Genomic DNA, 18,566 nt, shown 5'->3' on the forward strand with positions numbered 1-18,566 from the left:
CCAAGTCCACCGCCGAGCATAATAAGGAACGAGCCTATGTATCTGTTTTTGGCCTTCTTGATGGTTCCGATTATTGAAATCGCCCTGTTTATTCAGATTGGCGGTCTGATCGGGCTGTGGCCAACTCTTGGGATCGTGATCATAACAGCTATTCTGGGTACATGGCTGGTCAAGACCCAGGGACGGATGGCGCTTGCGCAGCTGAGCCGTTCTTTTTCAGAACTGAACGACCCGACTGAGCCCTTGGCGCATGGCGCGATGATCCTGTTTTCGGGCGCGCTGCTACTGACCCCCGGCTTTTTCACCGACGCGGTTGGATTTGCCCTGCTCGTCCCTTCGGTGCGGGTCGCCGTTTTCCGCTTTCTCAGAAAACGCGTAAATGTTCAGACGTTTCAGATGGGATCGCAGACCAGGAGCGCGCACCAGCGCGAGTATCCCGGCAGGGGCGACGTCATTGACGGGGAATACGAAGAGGTTTCCCCGACCAGCAACAAGCCTAAAGGTAACTCGGGATGGGTCGAGCACGGCAGCGACAGACATTCGGAGCAGCATTGAGATAAGAGTCTCAAGCTGGTAAGCAGCGGCAAAGTTTTGTTTCAGGAGCTCGCAATATGGCCGAGAACGGTGCAGCCGATACCGCGCAACAACCCGCAGTACAGATGAATATCCTTGGACAGTTCGTCCGCGATCTGTCCTTTGAAAACGTCATGGCCCAGAAAGGTGCAACGGGTCAGGTCAATCCGGACATCAGCGTTCAGGTCAATCTGGATGCGAAAAAGCGTCCGACCGATAATCAGTACGAAGTCATGATCAAGCTGAATATCGAATCCAAGGCCAAGGACGGCGGCGAGCAGCTGTTTCTGCTGGAAATCGACTATGTTGGCGTATTCCGCATTCAGGGCGTTCCGGAGGAACAGCTTCACCCGTTCCTGCTGATCGAATGCCCCCGTATGCTTTTCCCGTTCTTGCGCCGCATCGTCAGTGATGTGACCCGTGACGGTGGCTACCCGCCGCTGAACCTCGAAAATATCGACTTCGTTCAGATCTATCGTTCCGAGCTGGCCCGTCGTCAGGCTGCTCAGGGCGAAGGCGCAACGCCAGCCGCTGACGCATAAGGTCTTATCCGCGTAACCAAAGCGGGTTTTCGCCCAGTTGGGCGATGAATTCATTATGAGCAACCTTTTCCGCCTCGGTCAGCCGGGGTGGGAGAGGCTCGGGGCGTGGAACCGGGCGCCAGTTTTCAGACACCTGCGTCGCAGAAACGGATTGTGCCGTTGAGAGCGCAAAATCAGGCTGCCGGCCACCAATCAGTTCAAGATAAACTTCGGCAAGGATTTCGGAGTCGAGCAAAGCGCCGTGCAGAGTACGGGCGTCGTTGTTGATACCGAAACGGCGACAAAGGGCGTCGAGAGAGGCGGGCGAGCCGGGAAACTTCTTGCGCGCGATGGCCAGCGTATCAATGGCCTGATCGAGCGGCAACAATGGCAGGTTCATCCACTTCAACTCGGCATTCAGAAACTTCATGTCGAATGACGCATTGTGGATGATGAGCTTGGCATCGCCGACAAAATCGAGAAATGCCTGACCGATTTCGGCGAACTTCGGTTTATCCGCAAGGAACTCATTGCCAAGTCCGTGAACCTTGAAGGCGTCTTCGGGCATGTCGCGTTCAGGATTGATGTACTGGTGATAGGTACGGCCCGTCGCCACGTGGTTATAGAGTTCGACGCCGCCGATTTCGACAATCCGGTCGCCGCCTTCGGGGTCAAATCCTGTGGTTTCGGTATCGAGCACGATTTCACGCATGGCTCACCTTGCTTCTGATGTCGTTTATGATGGCTTCAACCTGCGCAAGGGCATGTTCGGGCGTGTCCGTTTCAATCACGTAATCTGCAAGCTTTCTCTTTTCCGCATCCGGCATTTGCTTTTCTCGGATCATCAGAAACTGATCGCGCGTCATTGTGCCGCGTTCCAGAACCCGTTTTTCCTGAATCTCCGCATCTACGGACACACAAGCAACTGCGTCCAGCTTGCTTTGCCCTCCGGTTTCGAAAATCAGGGGAATATCGAATACGACAATATCGGACGTGGCTGATTTTTTGAACGCTTCGCGGTCTTTTGCAACCAGCGGATGGACGATTTTTTCGATCTCTTTGATGGCTGACGCATCCTTTGCAATGATTGCCTTTAGCTGTCCGCGGTCGACAGCACCATCGGTGATCGCCTCGGGAAACACGCGGGACATCGGTTCAACGGCCGCGCCGTCACGCGCATATAAACGGTGAACAGCCGCGTCCGCGTCCCAGACATCGCAGCCCAACTGCCGGAACAGCTTGGCAGTCGATGTTTTGCCCATACCGATGGAGCCAGTCAGACCAAGTAGGAAACTCATGCCAGAATGGCCGCCCTCGTCGTGTCATCTATGACCGGTCTTTGGCCGAACCAGCGTTCAAACCCCGGGAGACCCTGGTAAATCAACATGCCGAGCCCGTCGACCGTGGTACAGCCGATTTGTTTCGCCTGCTGAAGCAAAGGTGTTTCCAGAGGATTATAAACGATATCCGTCACGACCGTGTCCGAGCTCAACCTATCAAGGGAAATGCGTAGCTCCGGTTTGCCGGTCATCCCAAGCACAGTTGTATTCACCAGCAAATTCGGCTCATCCATGTAATTTCCGACCTGAACCCAATCGACTACCCTAATCCGCTGGCCGAAATCATCACGCAGCTTTTCGGCACGGACGCGGGTTCGGTTGGCAAGAATGATTTCCGGAACGCCTGCATCGGCCAAAGCCGCAACAATGGCACGCGCTGCGCCACCAGCGCCAAGAACCAGCGTTGGAGCTTCCCTAGGCGCCCAATCAGGTGCGCCATGCTTCAGGTTTTCGATGAACCCATAGCCATCGGTGTTATCTGCGTGGATGATGCCATCCTTGCGGAAGATGAGAGTGTTGGCGGCACCTATTACCGTGGCCCTGTCGGTGATCTGGTCGGCGATGCGCATCACCGTTTCCTTGTGAGGCAGGGTAATGTTCACCCCGACAAACCCCATCTTCGGCAGGGTGCGTACCACAGTTTCCAGATCTGCTTGCGCCACATCCATAGGGATATAGTGACCCTTGATACCAAGCGCCCTGAGCCAGTGGTGGTGGAGCAGCGGAGAACGCGAATGGGCAATCGGCGACCCGATCACGCCCGCCAGCGGTATCTTTTCCTGCGTCATGTTTCCAACATTCCCCTCACTGTCAGAAAATTCAGGAGTTCCAGCAACGGCAACCCAAGCACATTGAAGTAATCGCCCTCAATCGACCTGAACAGCCTAACACCTTCTTCTTCCAGCTTATAGGACCCTACGGAAAACCGAATGCTTTCCCAGTTTCGTTCGACATAACTTGTCATATAATCCGGTGAAAGCTCGCGCATGAAAAGCCGGACCTGTCCCACATGCCGCCAGATCGGTTTGCCATCTTCAACGATTACGGCTGCAGAAAGAAGGCTATGCCTTTTACCGCTTAGGGATTCGATCTGGCTATATGCCTGCTCTGGGGTTTCAGGTTTGGACAGGATCCTTCCGTCCAGATCCAGCACCTGATCGCAGCCCAGCACAACACGGCCAGACATTTTACCACTGATCTTCCTTGCCTTCAGTTCTGCGAGAGCATCGGCAATGTCTCGCGGTTTGGCCTGCTCCGCCTGCAGCGCCATTTTTACCGATTCTTCATCGATCCGGGCCACCATGACTTCAAATGGGACCCGTGCATTCTGCAGCAGTTCTGAGCGGATTTTTGATCCCGAAGCCAGAACGATGGGGACAGACATGTGCATAACCTGCTGGAGAAATCTTGTTTCAGTCGGGACCGTTTTTATGTTTCTCGGCGAATTTCGCAACCCGGGCGTTTTCATCCATTTTCCCCAAGTCTCTCACCCCGAGTCTTACAGGGTGGAGGGGGATAAAATCTAAACGTGGACGAAACCATCCGTCCGAATCCAATACAGTTTTTATCCACATTTACCGCGACACAATTTTCAGTCTAAGGCGATGTTTTACATAGTAAAATTTTCATTTTGGCGGTTTGTGTAAGACTCGGATAAACTTTGATCCCCCGTGGGATAACCCATGGCACATCTGAATAATCCACCGGCATGGGCCCTGCCTACCAAACCATAAACCTTTCTTCTTATATTTATTATATTTAAGAGAGACCGAGCATGACCCCGAGGCCGAAATGACCGACTTTCTGATTTCCATCTATCCCTGGACAAAAGCCTTTCACATCATCTCGGTCATTGCCTGGATGGCAGGCTTGTTCTACCTTCCACGTCTTTTCGTCTATCACGTTGAAAAAAAAGAGTTATCGGGACTTCCCGAGGTATTCGAAGTGATGGAACACAGGCTGTTGAAGGCCATCATGAACCCGGCAATGGTTGCCACTTGGGTTTTTGGGCTGTGTCTTGTCTTTACACCCGGCATTGTGGACTGGAGTATGATCTGGCCTTGGACAAAGGCCATCTCGGTGCTCGGGATGACCTGGTTTCATCACTGGCTGGCATTGCGGCGCAAGGACTTCGTGAAAGGCCGTAACTCGGTCACCAGTCGCCAGTATCGGATGATGAATGAGGTACCTACGGTTTTAATGGTCGTTATCGTGATCTCTGTGGTGGTTCGGTTTTGAACTTGTTTGACATAAGCGCAAACCGAACATAGATACGGCTGAACTGTCCCGTCCGGGACACGTGTTTCCCCATGACTAATTCTTGACGTAGGCGGCTTGCGCTCTCGTTTCCAAAGGCTTGAACCATGACATTAGAATCCCTTAACCTCGCTGATCTTAAGGCAAAAAGTCCCAAGGACCTTCTTGCCATGGCCGAAGAGCTGGAGATTGAAAACGCATCCACGATGCGTAAGGGCGAGATGATGTTCCAGATTCTGCGCGAGCGTGCGGATGAGGGCTGGGAAATCTCCGGTGACGGCGTTCTGGAAGTGCTCCAGGACGGTTTTGGATTCCTGAGATCGCCGGAGGCGAATTACTTGCCTGGTCCGGACGATATCTATGTATCGCCCGACATGATCCGTCAGTACTCCCTGAGAACGGGCGACACGATTGATGGGGTCATAAAGGCGCCTGATGATAACGAACGTTATTTCGCCCTCACGAACGTGACCCAGATCAACTTTGAAGATCCGGAGCGGGCAAAACACAAGATTGCCTTCGATAACCTGACACCGCTGTATCCGGATGAGCGGTTGAACATGGAACTTGATGACCCGACCGTCAAAGACCGGACGGCGCGGATCATCGATCTCGTAGCGCCGATCGGGAAAGGTCAGCGTTCGCTGATCGTTGCGCCGCCGCGGACTGGTAAAACGGTTATCCTGCAGAACATCGCTAACTCGATCGAAAAGAATCACCCGGAGTGCTACCTGATTGTTCTGCTGATTGATGAACGTCCCGAAGAGGTGACTGACATGCAGCGATCGGTCAAAGGAGAAGTCGTTTCGTCGACTTTCGATGAACCCGCTACACGTCACGTTGCAGTCAGCGAAATGGTGATCGAAAAGGCCAAACGTCTCGTAGAACATAAACGAGATGTTGTTATTCTTCTCGACTCAATAACAAGACTTGGTAGAGCCTTTAACACCGTTGTCCCATCTTCCGGGAAGGTTCTGACAGGTGGCGTGGACGCAAATGCCCTACAACGTCCCAAGCGGTTTTTTGGCGCGGCTCGGAATATCGAAGAGGGTGGCTCGCTGACGATTATCGCCACAGCCCTGATAGATACGGGTAGCCGTATGGACGAAGTCATCTTCGAAGAATTTAAGGGTACGGGTAACTCTGAACTGGTTCTGGATCGTAAGATTGCAGACAAGCGTGTATTCCCGGCGATCGACATCCTTAAGTCCGGGACCCGTAAAGAAGATCTGCTGGTCGATAAAATCGATCTTCAGAAGACCTTTGTGCTTCGCCGTATTCTCAATCCTATGGGTACGACTGATGCCATTGAGTTCCTGATTTCGAAGCTGAAGCAGACGAAGACCAACAGTGATTTCTTTGATTCAATGAATACCTGACGCTGGTCGGGAAATTCGGAGATCGTCATGGATACTATTTTTGCCCTGGCCTCTGCGCCGGGTAAAGCAGGCGTGGCTGTTATACGTGTTTCCGGTCCTCTGGCCAGAAACGCCGCGGAAAACCTGTGCGGCGGTCAATTGCCCCCCCGTGGGATGACATTCCGGTCTTTGAAGACGGCAGAGGGTGATATTCTTGACCAGGGGATGATACTTACTTTCGAAGCGCCGAAGAGTTTCACTGGCGAGGATGTTGCAGAATTGCAGGTCCACGGTAGTAACGCAGTCGTTTCCGCGGTCTTGGGATCGCTGGGACGGATTGGTGGGTTGCGCCTTGCCGAACCCGGGGAGTTCACGCGCCGTGCCTTGATGAATGGTCGGATGGACCTTGCGCAGGTAGAGGGACTTGCTGATCTCATCGACGCTGAAACAGAGGCGCAACGCACGCAAGCCGTAAAAGTTATGTCCGGTGTCTTTAGTAAACGGGCTGAAGATTGGCGGAAGGATCTGATCCGTGCGGGTGCGTTGCTTGAAGCGACAATTGATTTTGCTGACGAAGAAGTACCGGTGGATGTGACACCGGAGGTCAATGAGCTGCTCGGTAGAGTTCACGATGATCTCAAGGTTGTAAGTTCGGGGATTTCGACGGCCGAGCGGATTCGCGAGGGTTTCGAGGTTGCCATCGTTGGGCGTCCGAACGTCGGAAAATCTACGCTTTTAAATGCTCTGGCAGGAAGGGAAGCCGCAATAACCTCTGAGTTTGAGGGCACCACGCGCGATGTTATCGAAGTTCGTATGGATTTCGACGGCTTACCTGTAACCTTGATGGACACCGCAGGCTTGCGAACAACTGATGACGCGGTCGAAAACATCGGGATTTCGAGAGCGAAAGACCGCGCAAGATCTGCAGACGTCAGGGTTTTCCTTGTGGAATCTGACGAAGATATCGACATTGAGATTATGCCTGACGACATTGTGTTGAGATCGAAGGTTGATTTGTTATCTTGTAAGGAAAACGGAATATCAGGGCTATCTGGTGAAGGTGTTGACTCCCTAGTAGCTCGCTTGACAGCAAAGCTTAAGGGCCGCGCCCTTAAAGCGGAACTCGCGAGTCGGGAGCGTCATCGAGTTGCGATATCCAGAGCAATGAATTCGTTGTCATCTGCGATGAAACTTCTGGATAGCGGCCCGAGTGCATATGATATAGTTGCCGAAGAATTGCGTGATGCTTCTCAGGCCTTGGGTATGCTGGTTGGAAGAATCGGTGTAGAAGACCTGCTTGATGAGATTTTCGCGAGTTTTTGTCTTGGAAAATAGGAGTGTTTCACGTGAAACATCTTAATGCAGATGTGGTAGTGGTAGGCGGCGGTCATGCTGGAACCGAAGCCGCATCAGCCGCTGCTAGGATGGGCGCGAAGACAGTTCTGGTCACGCTGAAAATTGATAAAATCGGCGTTATGTCCTGCAACCCTGCAATTGGGGGGCTGGGCAAAGGACATTTAGTTCGAGAAATAGACGCTCTTGATGGCGTCATGGGACGAGCAGCGGATGCGGCGGGAATTCAATTTCGTCTGTTAAATCGCAGAAAAGGTCCCGCCGTTCAGGGGCCTCGAGCACAAGCTGATCGTGAACTTTACCGGCAGGCCGTTCTTGGCAATCTCGAAACTCAAGAAAATCTTTCGATAGTCGAAGGCGAGGTTGCCCAATTCCTATTGAGTGGGGAAAAAGTTGACGGCGTCAAGTTGGCCGATGGCCGGGAGATATCCGCAAAGTCAGTTATCCTGACAACGGGAACCTTTTTGCGTGGTGTCATCCATATTGGAGAGACTTCGACCCCGGGTGGCCGGATGGGTGATGCCCCGTCAGTTAAACTGGCTGAACAAATCGACGGTTTCGATCTACCTATGGGTCGCTTGAAGACTGGGACACCGCCTAGGTTGGATGGTTCCACCATTGATTGGTCGATTCTGGATCAGCAGCCCGGCGATGACGAACCGACGATGTTCTCCTTTTTGTCCAAACCTCCAGTCGCCCGTCAGATCTCTTGTGGGATCACGCATACCAATGTCCGTACTCATGAGATTATTTCCAAAAACCTGAAGAAATCAGCAATGTACGGAGGTCGGATCGAAGGAGTTGGACCGAGGTATTGCCCGTCGATAGAGGATAAAATCGTGCGGTTCGCTGATAAAGAATCTCACCAAGTATTTCTGGAACCAGAAAGCCTTTCCAACAACACTGTGTACCCCAACGGTGTTTCGACCTCGCTGCCTGAAGATGTGCAGTGGGCTTATATTAATTCCATGGTGGGGCTTGAAGATGCGGTTATCCTTCAGCCTGGATATGCCATCGAATACGATTACGTGGATCCTAGAGCGCTCAACGCGAATTTAAGTTTGAAGTCTGTGGAGGGCTTGTACTTAGCTGGACAGATTAACGGAACCACGGGCTATGAAGAAGCCGGTGCGCAGGGTTTGGTTGCTGGTTTGAATGCAGCGTTGGAGGCGAGGGGATCGTCTCCTCTCTATTTCAGCCGAGCTGAAAGTTATATTGGAGTTATGATCGATGATCTTGTCACTAGAGGTGTCAGTGAGCCGTACCGAATGTTCACCTCGAGGGCAGAGTTCAGGCTTTCACTTCGTGCGGATAACGCTGACCAAAGGCTTACACCGCTTGGTTTGGAGCTTGGTTGCGTTGGCTCTAATCGAAAAGATGTTTTTTTAGATAAACGTGAGCGTTTGAACGTCGGTATGAATTTACTGACGGGTTCCACGTTTACACCCAAAGAAATAGAGAGCTCTGGCATTTCGATAAAGCAGGACGGGAAAAAGCGGTCGGGATTGGACATCCTGGCTTTCCCGGATGTTGAATTTAACCAACTTAGCATTCTAATTCCCGGGTCTGAGAAGTTGGATGCCGACGTTAAGCTTCAACTGTCACGCGATGCGCTATACGCCAACTACATCACTCGCCAGCAGCGTGACATCGATGCAATTCAAAAAGAAGAACGCGTTGAATTCCCAAAGGACTTCAATTTTCGAGACATTGTCGGGTTGTCGAATGAACTTCGAATGAAACTGGAGCGTTTCAAACCAGAGAATATGGCTCAGGCCGCTAAAATCGATGGTATGACACCTTCTGCTTTGACGCTTTTGCTTTATCACGTCAAAAAACGAGCATCGGAACTCAGGGCGACCGCAACGTGACTGAACTTAATGTTTCACGTGAAACACTTGAACGGCTAGAGATATATGCAACCTTGCTCCGAAAATGGAACCAAAAGATAAACCTGGTTTCCCCTAGGAGCTTAAATGATCTTTGGACGCGTCATATCGTCGATTCAGTTCAGATTTTTGAACAAGCCGACTGTTTCTCAACATGGTCCGATATCGGGAGTGGGGGAGGTTTCCCGGGTTTGGTTTGCGCTATTCTTGATCACGGGAGCAAAAATGGTGGCAAATTCATATTAGTAGAAAGCGACACCCGAAAATGTATTTTCATGAAAGAGGTTATCCGTAACACGGGTATTCAATGCGAAGTGATCAATGATAGGATTGAAAGTGTTACACCTTTGCAAACAGATGTTCTTTCAGCGAGGGCCCTTACAGGATTGAAAGGACTACTGTCTTACGCAGATCTTCATCTGTCGAAGCAAGGTGTTGCTCTTTTCCCGAAGGGAAAAAATTGGGAAGAAGAGGTCCGTGAAGCTCGCGAACAATGGCAGTTCGATATGAATGTGATAAAAAGCGTTACCGACAGCCAGGCTGTCATCTTGCGAGTAGAAGGAATTCAGCGTGTCTGACATATCCAGATCAACCGAACCCAAGATAATAGCAATTGCTAACCAGAAAGGTGGCGTCGGGAAGACGACTACGGCAATCAATCTCGCGGCAGCCTTGGTTGAGCAGGGTCATCGAGTTCTGGTCATCGATCTCGACCCTCAGGGTAACGCGTCTACTGGTTTTGGGATCGAGGCGACGGAGCGCACATACACGACTTATGATCTCCTGCTTGACGAAGCGCCTCTTTCTGACGTGATTCAAGCCACAAGTATGGATGGTCTTGGCATCGTTCCGGCAACAGTGGACTTGAGTTCAGCCGATATCGAGCTGATCTCAAATGAAAAGCGCAGCTTCCTTTTGCACGACGCGCTACGACAGGTTGCGATGGATCAGTATGTCTGGGACTATATATTGATCGACTGTCCCCCTTCTCTGAACATCCTGACGGTAAATGCGATGGTCGCGGCTCATTCCGTTCTCGTACCGTTGCAGAGCGAGTTCTTTGCACTTGAAGGCCTTTCCCAACTGATGCTGACGATCCGGGAAATTAGGCAGTCCGCCAATCCCGGCCTTCGCATCGAGGGAATTGTACTAACGATGTATGATCGTCGGAACAATCTGTCGCAGCAGGTCGAGCAGGATGCCCGTGATAATCTCGGCGATCTCGTATTCCAAACAGTCATTCCGCGTAATGTTCGCGTGAGTGAGGCACCTTCATTCGCTATGCCAGTGCTCAGCTACGATCCCAAATCGCTGGGTGCCGAGGCTTATCGGGCATTGGCAGCGGAATTGGTCAGGAATAACAGCGCGGTTGCAGCGTAGAGCGGGAGAAGAAGGTGACGGATAAAAAAGCAAAACCAAGGGGTCTTGGTCGTGGGCTTTCTGCTTTGATGGCGGATGTTTCTGCTCCGGAAGTTCAGGATGCTGCAACTGACAGTCCCGTGCGTCATGCGGATCAGATGCTTCCTATAGAGAAGTTGGTCGCGAATCCCGACCAGCCGCGCCGCGTCTTCACCGAAGAGGCGCTTGATGATCTTACGAATTCAATTCGTGAAAAGGGAATTATCCAGCCTCTTATTGTTCGAGAGATAGCTGGCGGCAAATTTGAGATTGTAGCTGGTGAACGTCGGTGGCGAGCCGCGCAGAGGGCGCAGCTCCACGAAGTTCCGGTTCTTATCCGCGAATTCTCGGATACTGAAGTTCTGGAAGTCGCGATCATCGAAAACGTCCAGCGTTCGGACCTGAATGCCGTAGAAGAAGCTGCGGGCTATCGGCAATTGATGGATCGCTTTGGCCATACTCAAGAGAAAATCGCCGAGGCGCTTGGTAAAAGTCGGAGCCATATTGCCAACTTGCTACGATTGCTGTCTCTCCCGAAGGATGTTCAGGATCTTCTGCAGGGGGGAGAGCTGTCAGCAGGTCATGCCAGGGCACTTATTCCGGCCGAAAACCCTTCGGATCTGGCGCGTAAGGTCGTAAAGGGCGGCTTGTCCGTTCGAGCGACCGAAGCGCTCGTTAAGAAGTCGCTAAATGGACAAAACGATAACAAGCGGTCAAAGGCGACAAAGGCGGCAACCGAGAAAGATGCAGATACCCGCGCCTTGGAAGGGGATCTCGCCGCAAACCTCGGCATGCGGGTGTCCCTTGATCATTCCCCAGACAGCGAAAAAGGCAAGATCACTATCGAATACGATACATTGGACCAGCTGGACTCATTGTGCCGTATGCTTAGCGGTGAATAGGTGATCTACACAGTGTTCGGGATTAAAACGATCAGAACGCGAGTTCGGAAATGATCGCGTTCAGCACATTAAACCCTTGATTCGTAACAACTAATCTGGATCCCATCTCTTCAATCATCCCAAGTTCCTTCAGGTGATTTCGGGCCGGAACGGATAAAGTTTCACCACCTAGGGCTTCGATGCGATCAAGATCTATGCCTTCTTTTACTCGCAACCCCATCATGAGGTACTCATTGGCCTGATCCTTACTTGGAAGACTCTTCCGGGGCTTTTCCCCGGATCCGCCTTTGGCCTTCGAAAGCCACTCCGCCGGATTTCGATATGTTTCAGTTGCGTATTTCTGGCCGTCGAGCGTTACCCGACCATGGGCACCCGGACCTACACCGATGTAGTCACCGTAGTTCCAATAGATCAGGTTATGTCGGGACTCCAATCCTGGACGCGCATGGTTGGAAACCTCGTACCGAGGCAGCCCGTGCGCATTACAGACCTCTTGGGTAAGGTCGTACATATCGGCCGAGAGATCGTCCTTGGGCAGACCATTCAGCTTACCCGCCTTGTAACGATCTCCGAATGCTGTCCCGGATTCGATCGTTAGCTGGTAGAGAGAAAGATGATCGGTTGCAAAGGTTAGAGCGAGATTTAGCTCGTCTTCCCAGTCGGACAGGGACTGGTTCTGCCGCGCGTAAATGAGATCAAAACTGACCCTATCAAAGTTTTTCTTTGCAATTTCCAAGGCTGCTTCGGCCTCGGCGACTGTATGAATCCTGCCAAGGCGTCGAAGATCGACGTCATTCATAGCCTGCATTCCCATAGAAACGCGGTTCACGCCCGCACTGCGAAAATCTGAAAACTTTTGCGCTTCGATCGAACCAGGGTTTGCTTCAAGCGTGATTTCGATGTTGTTCGCCGGCGTCCAGTAGCCGACTGCATCTGCGATTATGGTTCCGACAGTGCTTGGCAGCATCAAACTGGGCGTGCCGCCGCCGAAGTAGATTGAATTCAGAATGCGGCCGGGCGTTTCCTGTGCGACACGAGCAAGTTCACGACGATAGGATTCAAGCCAGTCTTGATGAACGATGTTTCGGGAAACATGGCTGTTAAAGTCGCAATAGGGGCATTTTGCCTCGCAAAATGGCCAGTGAATGTACAGGCCAAAGCCCCCGTTGCGCCAATCCTCAGACAAAACAGCCCTTCACGAGTTTCGAAACAGCATCTGCGCGGTGGCTGATGCTGTTTTTCAGGTCTGTCGGCATTTCAGCAAAGGTCACGTCGTGACCGTCCGGAACGAATATTGGATCGTAACCATGCCCGTTGTTACCACGCATGGGCCACACCACTTGCCCGGGCATGACGCCTTCAAAGATCTCTTCATGCCCGTCCGGCCACGCCAGAACCAGCGTGCAACAAAACCGCGCAGTGCGCGGGTGCGGTTCGTTCTTGGCTTCGAGTTCGCGATTAACTCGCTCCATTGCCATAACGAAATCGCGGCCATTCCCGGTTTCCGCCCAATCGGCTGTGTAAACACCGGGGGCTCCGCCGAGACCATCAACCTGAATGCCGGAATCATCTGCCAGAGCGGGGAGACCGGTCGCCTCGACGGCGGCACGTGCCTTGATACGTGCGTTTCCAATGAACGTGCTTTCGGTTTCTTCCGGTTCGTCGAGGTTCAGCTCAGCCGCCCCGCGGACCGTGATTCCGAACGGCCCGAGCAAGTCGACCATCTCGGCCAGTTTGCCCGAGTTATGCGTCGCAACGATGAGCTCTTTGTCGACGAACTTGCGCGTCATTTCGCGGCCTGCAGTTGCTTTTCTACAAGCTCGGATACGCCTTTTTCTGCAAGGTCCAGCAAGTTGTTCATCTGCTCGCGCGAGAAAACAGAACCTTCCGCAGACATCTGGACCTCAATGAGTTTACCCGAGCCTGTCATGATGAAGTTACCGTCAACGCCTGCTTCACTATCCTCGGGGTAGTCGAGATCGACGACAGCTTGTCCGGCATAAATCCCGCAGCTGACCGCAGCAACCGGATCCACCAATGGATCGCTGACCACTTCTCCGATCTTCATCAGCTTATTCACCGCAAGGCGTAGGGCAACCCAGCCACCGGTGATTGACGCACAGCGCGTTCCGCCATCGGCTTGCAATACGTCACAATCCACGGTGATCTGTCGTTCGCCAAGGGCGGAACGATCAACACCTGCGCGGAGAGCGCGGCCGATCAACCGTTGAATTTCTACCGTTCTGCCACCCTGTTTGCCCGAAGCTGCCTCGCGGCGCATGCGCGTGTTCGTTGCGCGGGGCAGCATGCCATATTCGGCTGTCACCCAGCCGAGTCCAGAACCCTTGATAAACGGCGGCACCCGGTCTTCGATGGTCGCCGTGCAGAGAACATGCGTGTCACCCATCTTGATTAGACAGGAACCTTCCGCGTGCTTCGTAAATCCCGTTTCGATTGAAACAGGCCGCATTTCGTTCAACTCTCGTCCTGACGGTCGCATTGCAAATCCCTCTCTATCAGGGCTACGGGATAACGCTCGCTCGATACCCGATGCAACCCCGATTGACCTTTCGCGGGAGAGCACTTTTATTACAGTCTGGTAAGGGATCAGCGATGAATAACGCTTCGAAGATACTAGAAGAACTGAACGACCGCTCGCGGGAAGTTTTCCGATCGGTCGTAGAGTCGTATCTGACGACGGGCGAGCCTGTTGGCAGCCGGACGCTTACTCGGACCCTTAGTGAGAAAGTCAGTGCTGCGACGGTTCGTAACGTGATGCAGGACTTGGAATTTTTAGGTTTGCTGGATAGTCCGCATGTGTCTGCTGGGCGGATTCCCACTCAGATGGGGCTGCGAATGTTCGTGGATGGTTTGCTGGAAATCGGCGACCTTGATGAATCCGATCGCCAGAAAATCGACGCGACCATGAGCGGCACAAGCCAGGATGTCGAAACGGCGCTGGATCGCATCGGTGCAGCCCTGTCTGGGGTCACACAAGGTGCCTCGCTCGTGCTTACACCGAAACGTGAAGCGGCGATCAAGCATATCGAATTCGTTTCGTTGAACCAGAACAAAGCGCTGGTTGTGCTGGTTTTCTCGGACGGGCATGTCGAGAACCGCTTGTTCACGCCGCCTCCGGGTCAGACGCCAAGCTCGATGAGAGAAGCGACCAACTTTCTGAACTCGCTGATCGAAGGGAAGACCCTGGCCGAAGCACGTAAGTTGATACAGACCGAGATCGTCGGACGTCGGCAAGAAATCGATCAGCTTGCTCGGGATCTGGTCGATAGCGGTCTGGCGATCTGGGAGGGGAATTCCGAGGAAACGACACGATTGATCGTTCGCGGCCGCTCAAACCTGTTGGCGGGAGACGACCCCGATCAGGAACTCGAACGGATTCGAACCTTGTTTGACGATCTCGAGCGGAAACGGGACATCGCTGAATTCCTCGAATTAGCCGAAGACGGGGACGGTGTGCGCATTTTTATTGGCTCGGAGAACAAACTTTTCTCACTTTCGGGTTCCTCTCTGGTCGTGTCTCCTTATATGAACGCTGACCGAAAGATCATTGGAGCGGTTGGGGTCATTGGACCGACTCGCCTGAATTATGGCCGAATCGTTCCTATTGTGGACTATACCGCCCAGTTGCTTGGGCGGGTGGTCTCCGATCGCAGTTAGAGGTGAAGAATGGCTGAGCCAAAGAACGAAGATTTCCTTGATAGCCTTGCGAATGCCGAGGCCGAAGAACTTGCGGACGAGATGAGCGAGATCAGCAGCGAAGATGCTGAACTGGATTCTCTTCGTGCCGAACGTGACATGTTGAAAGACCGTTTCATGCGGGCCTTGGCGGATGCCGAGAACGCAAGGAAACGCTCGGAAAAGGATCGCCGCGAGGCTGAAAATTACGGCGGCTCAAAGCTCGCCCGCGATTTGTTGCCCGTGTTCGACAACATGAAACGTGCGCTTGAGGCCGCGACCGAAGAGCAGAGAACGGTATCTGCCGCGCTGATCGAAGGCGTCGAGCTGACGATGCGCGAGATGCAGAACGTATTTGCCAAGCACGGTATCGAGATCATCGCACCGCAGGTTGGCGACAAGTTTGACCCGCAACTCCATCAGGCGATGTTCGAAGCGCCGGTGCCCGGTACCAAATCGGGCGAGATCATCCAGGTCGCGGCAGAAGGTTTCCTGCTGCATGACCGGCTTTTGCGTCCTGCGCAGGTTGGCGTTTCGTCGATGCCGGCGAGCTGACCGACAGCCGCTTCGATTGAAAGAACGCGGTCAGATTTTGGCCGCTTCTTTCAATTTATAGAGAACGTCCAGCGCCGCTTTTGGCGTGAGCTCGTCCGGGTGAATCTCTTCCAGAAGATCCGTAACCGGCGATTTCGCGGGCTTGGCTTCCTGAAGAGCGGGGACAGCCGCAAAAAGTGGCAGGTCGTCGATCAATGTCTTCTGCTTTCCGCCGCCTTCACGTTCACCTTTCTCGAGAGCTTCCAGAACAACCCGCGCACGCGCGACGACTGACTTGGGAAGTCCGGCAAGCTGCGCCACCTGAACACCATACGACCTGTCGGCGGCGCCTTTGCGGACCTCGTGAAGGAAGATGACCTCGCCTTCCCATTCCTTGACCGAAACAGTGGCGTTATCGACCCCTTCGAGCTTACCGGCCAGCGCTGTCAATTCGTGGTAATGGGTCGCGAACAAGGCGCGCGACCGGTTGGTCTGGTGAAGATGCTCCAGCGTAGCCCAAGCGATGGACAAACCATCATAAGTCGCGGTTCCACGGCCGATTTCGTCGAGAATGACGAGAGCACGATCATCGGCTTGGTTTAGGATCGTCGCGGTTTCGACCATCTCCACCATGAAGGTCGAACGCCCACGGGCGAGGTCATCCGAAGCGCCGACGCGGCTGAACAACTGGCTGATGATGCCGATATGGGCAGATTCCGCCGGAACGTAGCTGCCCATTTGCGCTAGAAGGGCAATCAACGCGTTCTGGCGAAGGAAGGTCGACTTACCTGCCATGTTAGGGCCGGTCAGGAGCCATATCGCAGCGCCAGTCTCTGCCGAAAGGTCGCAGTCATTCGCGATAAAGTTTCCGCCAGCCTTTCTGAGCGCACGTTCGACCACCGGGTGGCGACCCCCGGCAATTTCAAATGCGCGGGAATTGTCGACAGCAGGGCGGCACCAGTTCTCGGAAACAGCGAGATCCGACAGAGCGGTCATCAAATCGATTTCTGAAAGAGCCCGCGCGGCAGAGCTGATCTGCGCCGCGTAGGACAAAACAGACTCTTTCAGGCTTTCATAGAGCCGCTTTTCCGTCTCCAACGCATTGTTACCAGCGTTAAGAATCTTGGTTTCCATCTCCGATAGTTCGACGGTCGTAAAGCGCACCTGATTGGCGGTGGTCTGGCGATGAATGAAGGATTTCGAAAGCGGCGCAGAGAGCATTTTCTCAGCATGGGTTGCGGTGGTTTCGATAAAATAGCCAAGCACGTTGTTATGCTTGATCTTAAGGGAGGAGATCTTTGTCTGCTCTGCGTATCTTTGCTGCATCGCTGCGATGACAGAACGGCCTTCGTCCCTCAAAGCGCGAGATTCATCGAGGGTCTCATCGTAGCCACTGGCGATGAATTCACCGTCCCTGACCAAAAGCGGCGGGTCGGCGACCAACGCGTCATCTAGAATCTGGGTCAGATCATCGAAACCGGCCAATTGCTTTACAGTTTGGTTTATCAAGTTCGGCGGACCCGAGACTGACAAAATGTCGGAGATGGTTTTTGCCTGTTCAAGTGCGTTCCGTATTGAAGCCAGGTCACGAGGTCCGCCGCGGTCTAGCGAAAGCCTCGATAAAGCCCGGTCGAGGTCAGGCGTCTTGCGCAGACAGGCCCTTAGATCACTCGATATTGCAGAATTCTCGATGCAGTACTGAACCGAGTCCAGCCGATCTTGGATGACGTCGAGCCGTCTCGACGGATTGGAGACCCTCTGATCCAGCAAACGGGCTCCGCCCGGGGTCACAGTGCGGTCAATGGAACCTAGCAGTGATCCCTCGCGCCCTCCGTTCAAGGATCTAGTCAGTTCAAGGTTTCGCCGGGTTGCAGAGTCGATCTGTACGACATGTGCCTCTGAATTCTGAACCGGAGGGGACAACAGGGGGAGTTTGCCCTTTTGGGTGATCTCGAGGTAGTCGATCAGGGCACCCATCGCCGAGGTCTCGGCCCGGTCGAAATTGCCGAAGGGTTCGAGCGTGGCAACGCCAAACAGGTCGCAGAGGCGTTTCTCGGCTGCAGTACTGTCGAAGCTTGAGCGTCCCAGCGGGGTCAGAGAAATCCCCATTTCGTCGGCCAGATCATAGGGCGCGTCGTCATCTTCCTGAACGACAAGCTCTGACGGGCTTAGCCGAGCAAGTTCGGGTCCAAGCCGGACGCTGCTCAGCTTCATGACGTGAAACGAACCTGTGGAAATATCGGCCCAAGCAAGTGCGGATTCGTCTCTAACACGGGCGAATGCGGCAAGAAAGTTATGCCTGCGGGCTTCGAGCAAAGCGTCCTCGGTGAGGGTGCCCGGGGTGACCAGACGGACGACCTCCCGCTTTACGACTGCCTTGTATCCGCGTTTCTTGGCTTCGGCGGGGCTTTCCATCTGTTCGCAAACGGCGACGCGGAACCCTTTCCGGATCAGGGTCAGAAGATATCCTTCGGCCGCGTGGATCGGGACGCCGCACATGGGAATTTCTTTCCCGTCATGCTTTCCGCGTTTGGTAAGCGCAATATCCAACGCTTCGGCGGCCGCAACCGCGTCCTCGAAAAACATCTCGTAGAAATCGCCCATTCGATAAAACAGCAAGGCACCGTCATATGCTGCTTTGATCTCGAGATATTGCGCCATCATTGGCGTGACGTTGGACACCTGTTTCCCCTGCGAACCACCCGGATTGAAGCGGACCTTACAAATCGTGTCCGGGTGGTTAAAG

The 18,566-nt window shown here is 53.3% G+C and carries 19 protein-coding genes; 11 read left to right on the forward strand and 8 right to left on the reverse strand.

Annotation, left to right across the window (positions count from 1 at the left end; genetic code table 11):
• Positions 1–36 precede the first annotated feature (36 nt).
• Positions 37–555: an FxsA family protein gene (locus ACU0FH_RS09340; RefSeq protein WP_446194360.1), complete on the forward strand. Its 519-nt coding sequence runs from the start codon at positions 37–39 to the stop codon at positions 553–555.
• Between the two features lie 56 nt (positions 556–611).
• Positions 612–1,115, forward strand: coding sequence for a protein-export chaperone SecB (gene secB / locus ACU0FH_RS09345; protein WP_446194361.1), 504 nt, complete (start codon positions 612–614; stop codon positions 1,113–1,115).
• Positions 1,116–1,119: 4 nt separating this feature from the next.
• Here secB and dnaQ read toward each other — a convergent pair whose 3' ends face one another.
• Genes dnaQ through ACU0FH_RS09365 form a run of 4 tightly spaced genes read right to left on the reverse strand, consistent with a single transcriptional unit; the run spans position 1,120 to position 3,818 of the window.
• Positions 1,120–1,806: a DNA polymerase III subunit epsilon gene (dnaQ, locus tag ACU0FH_RS09350; protein ID WP_446194362.1), complete on the reverse strand. Its 687-nt coding sequence runs from the start codon at positions 1,804–1,806 to the stop codon at positions 1,120–1,122.
• Complete coding sequence (gene coaE / locus ACU0FH_RS09355) at positions 1,799–2,392, reverse strand: dephospho-CoA kinase (protein ID WP_446194363.1); 594 nt, start codon at positions 2,390–2,392, stop codon at positions 1,799–1,801. The genes dnaQ and coaE overlap by 8 nt, the downstream gene beginning before the upstream one ends.
• Entirely contained in the window at positions 2,389–3,222 is an 834-nt protein-coding gene (locus ACU0FH_RS09360) for a shikimate dehydrogenase (RefSeq protein ID WP_446194364.1), read from the reverse strand. Before ACU0FH_RS09360 ends, coaE begins: the two co-directional genes overlap by 4 nt.
• Positions 3,219–3,818, reverse strand: coding sequence for a Maf family protein (locus ACU0FH_RS09365; RefSeq protein WP_446194365.1), 600 nt, complete (start codon positions 3,816–3,818; stop codon positions 3,219–3,221). Before ACU0FH_RS09365 ends, ACU0FH_RS09360 begins: the two co-directional genes overlap by 4 nt.
• 407 nt (positions 3,819–4,225) lie before the next feature.
• Here ACU0FH_RS09365 and hemJ point away from each other — a divergent pair, with 407 nt between their 5' ends.
• The 7 genes from hemJ (at position 4,226) to ACU0FH_RS09400 (ending at position 11,590) form a co-directional block, all read left to right on the forward strand.
• A complete protein-coding gene (gene hemJ / locus ACU0FH_RS09370; protein WP_446194366.1) occupies positions 4,226–4,672 on the forward strand; it encodes a protoporphyrinogen oxidase HemJ in 447 nt (148 codons plus the stop codon).
• 125 nt (positions 4,673–4,797) lie between these two features.
• Entirely contained in the window at positions 4,798–6,069 is a 1,272-nt protein-coding gene (gene rho / locus ACU0FH_RS09375; protein ID WP_238372146.1) for a transcription termination factor Rho, read from the forward strand.
• Positions 6,070–6,096: 27 nt separating this feature from the next.
• Positions 6,097–7,383 (forward strand): tRNA uridine-5-carboxymethylaminomethyl(34) synthesis GTPase MnmE, encoded by a 1,287-nt coding sequence (gene mnmE / locus ACU0FH_RS09380; protein ID WP_446194367.1) that lies wholly within the window; start codon positions 6,097–6,099, stop codon positions 7,381–7,383.
• A gap of 11 nt (positions 7,384–7,394) precedes the next feature.
• Positions 7,395–9,272, forward strand: coding sequence for a tRNA uridine-5-carboxymethylaminomethyl(34) synthesis enzyme MnmG (gene mnmG, locus ACU0FH_RS09385; protein WP_446194368.1), 1,878 nt, complete (start codon positions 7,395–7,397; stop codon positions 9,270–9,272).
• Positions 9,269–9,868 carry a 16S rRNA (guanine(527)-N(7))-methyltransferase RsmG gene (rsmG, locus tag ACU0FH_RS09390; protein WP_446194369.1) on the forward strand — a complete coding sequence of 200 codons (600 nt, stop codon included), beginning with the start codon at positions 9,269–9,271 and terminating at the stop codon, positions 9,866–9,868. Before mnmG ends, rsmG begins: the two co-directional genes overlap by 4 nt.
• Positions 9,861–10,670, forward strand: coding sequence for an AAA family ATPase (locus ACU0FH_RS09395; RefSeq protein ID WP_238372142.1), 810 nt, complete (start codon positions 9,861–9,863; stop codon positions 10,668–10,670). Before rsmG ends, ACU0FH_RS09395 begins: the two co-directional genes overlap by 8 nt.
• Before the next feature lie 14 nt (positions 10,671–10,684).
• Positions 10,685–11,590, forward strand: a complete 906-nt coding sequence (locus tag ACU0FH_RS09400; RefSeq protein ID WP_446194370.1) for a ParB/RepB/Spo0J family partition protein — start codon at positions 10,685–10,687, stop codon at positions 11,588–11,590.
• Between the two features lie 31 nt (positions 11,591–11,621).
• Here the strand turns inward: ACU0FH_RS09400 and hemW are convergent, their stop codons facing one another.
• From hemW to rph, 3 genes are read right to left on the reverse strand one after another with little or no spacing between them, the layout of a single operon-like run.
• A complete protein-coding gene (gene hemW / locus ACU0FH_RS09405; RefSeq protein ID WP_446194371.1) occupies positions 11,622–12,776 on the reverse strand; it encodes a radical SAM family heme chaperone HemW in 1,155 nt (384 codons plus the stop codon).
• Positions 12,769–13,380, reverse strand: coding sequence for an RdgB/HAM1 family non-canonical purine NTP pyrophosphatase (gene rdgB, locus ACU0FH_RS09410; RefSeq protein WP_446194372.1), 612 nt, complete (start codon positions 13,378–13,380; stop codon positions 12,769–12,771). The genes hemW and rdgB overlap by 8 nt, the downstream gene beginning before the upstream one ends.
• Positions 13,377–14,090, reverse strand: coding sequence for a ribonuclease PH (rph, locus tag ACU0FH_RS09415; RefSeq protein ID WP_446194581.1), 714 nt, complete (start codon positions 14,088–14,090; stop codon positions 13,377–13,379). Before rph ends, rdgB begins: the two co-directional genes overlap by 4 nt.
• A gap of 113 nt (positions 14,091–14,203) precedes the next feature.
• Here rph and hrcA point away from each other — a divergent pair, with 113 nt between their 5' ends.
• Positions 14,204–15,268, forward strand: coding sequence for a heat-inducible transcriptional repressor HrcA (gene hrcA / locus ACU0FH_RS09420; protein WP_446194373.1), 1,065 nt, complete (start codon positions 14,204–14,206; stop codon positions 15,266–15,268).
• Positions 15,269–15,277: 9 nt separating this feature from the next.
• Complete coding sequence (locus ACU0FH_RS09425) at positions 15,278–15,841, forward strand: nucleotide exchange factor GrpE (RefSeq protein ID WP_446194374.1); 564 nt, start codon at positions 15,278–15,280, stop codon at positions 15,839–15,841.
• Between the two features lie 30 nt (positions 15,842–15,871).
• Here the strand turns inward: ACU0FH_RS09425 and mutS are convergent, their stop codons facing one another.
• The gene (gene mutS, locus ACU0FH_RS09430) at positions 15,872–18,484 is read right to left on the reverse strand and encodes a DNA mismatch repair protein MutS (protein WP_446194582.1); all 2,613 of its coding nucleotides are present in this window, start codon (positions 18,482–18,484) and stop codon (positions 15,872–15,874) included.
• Positions 18,485–18,566 lie beyond the last annotated feature (82 nt).

This window comes from Heliomarina sp., from assembly GCF_052826185.1.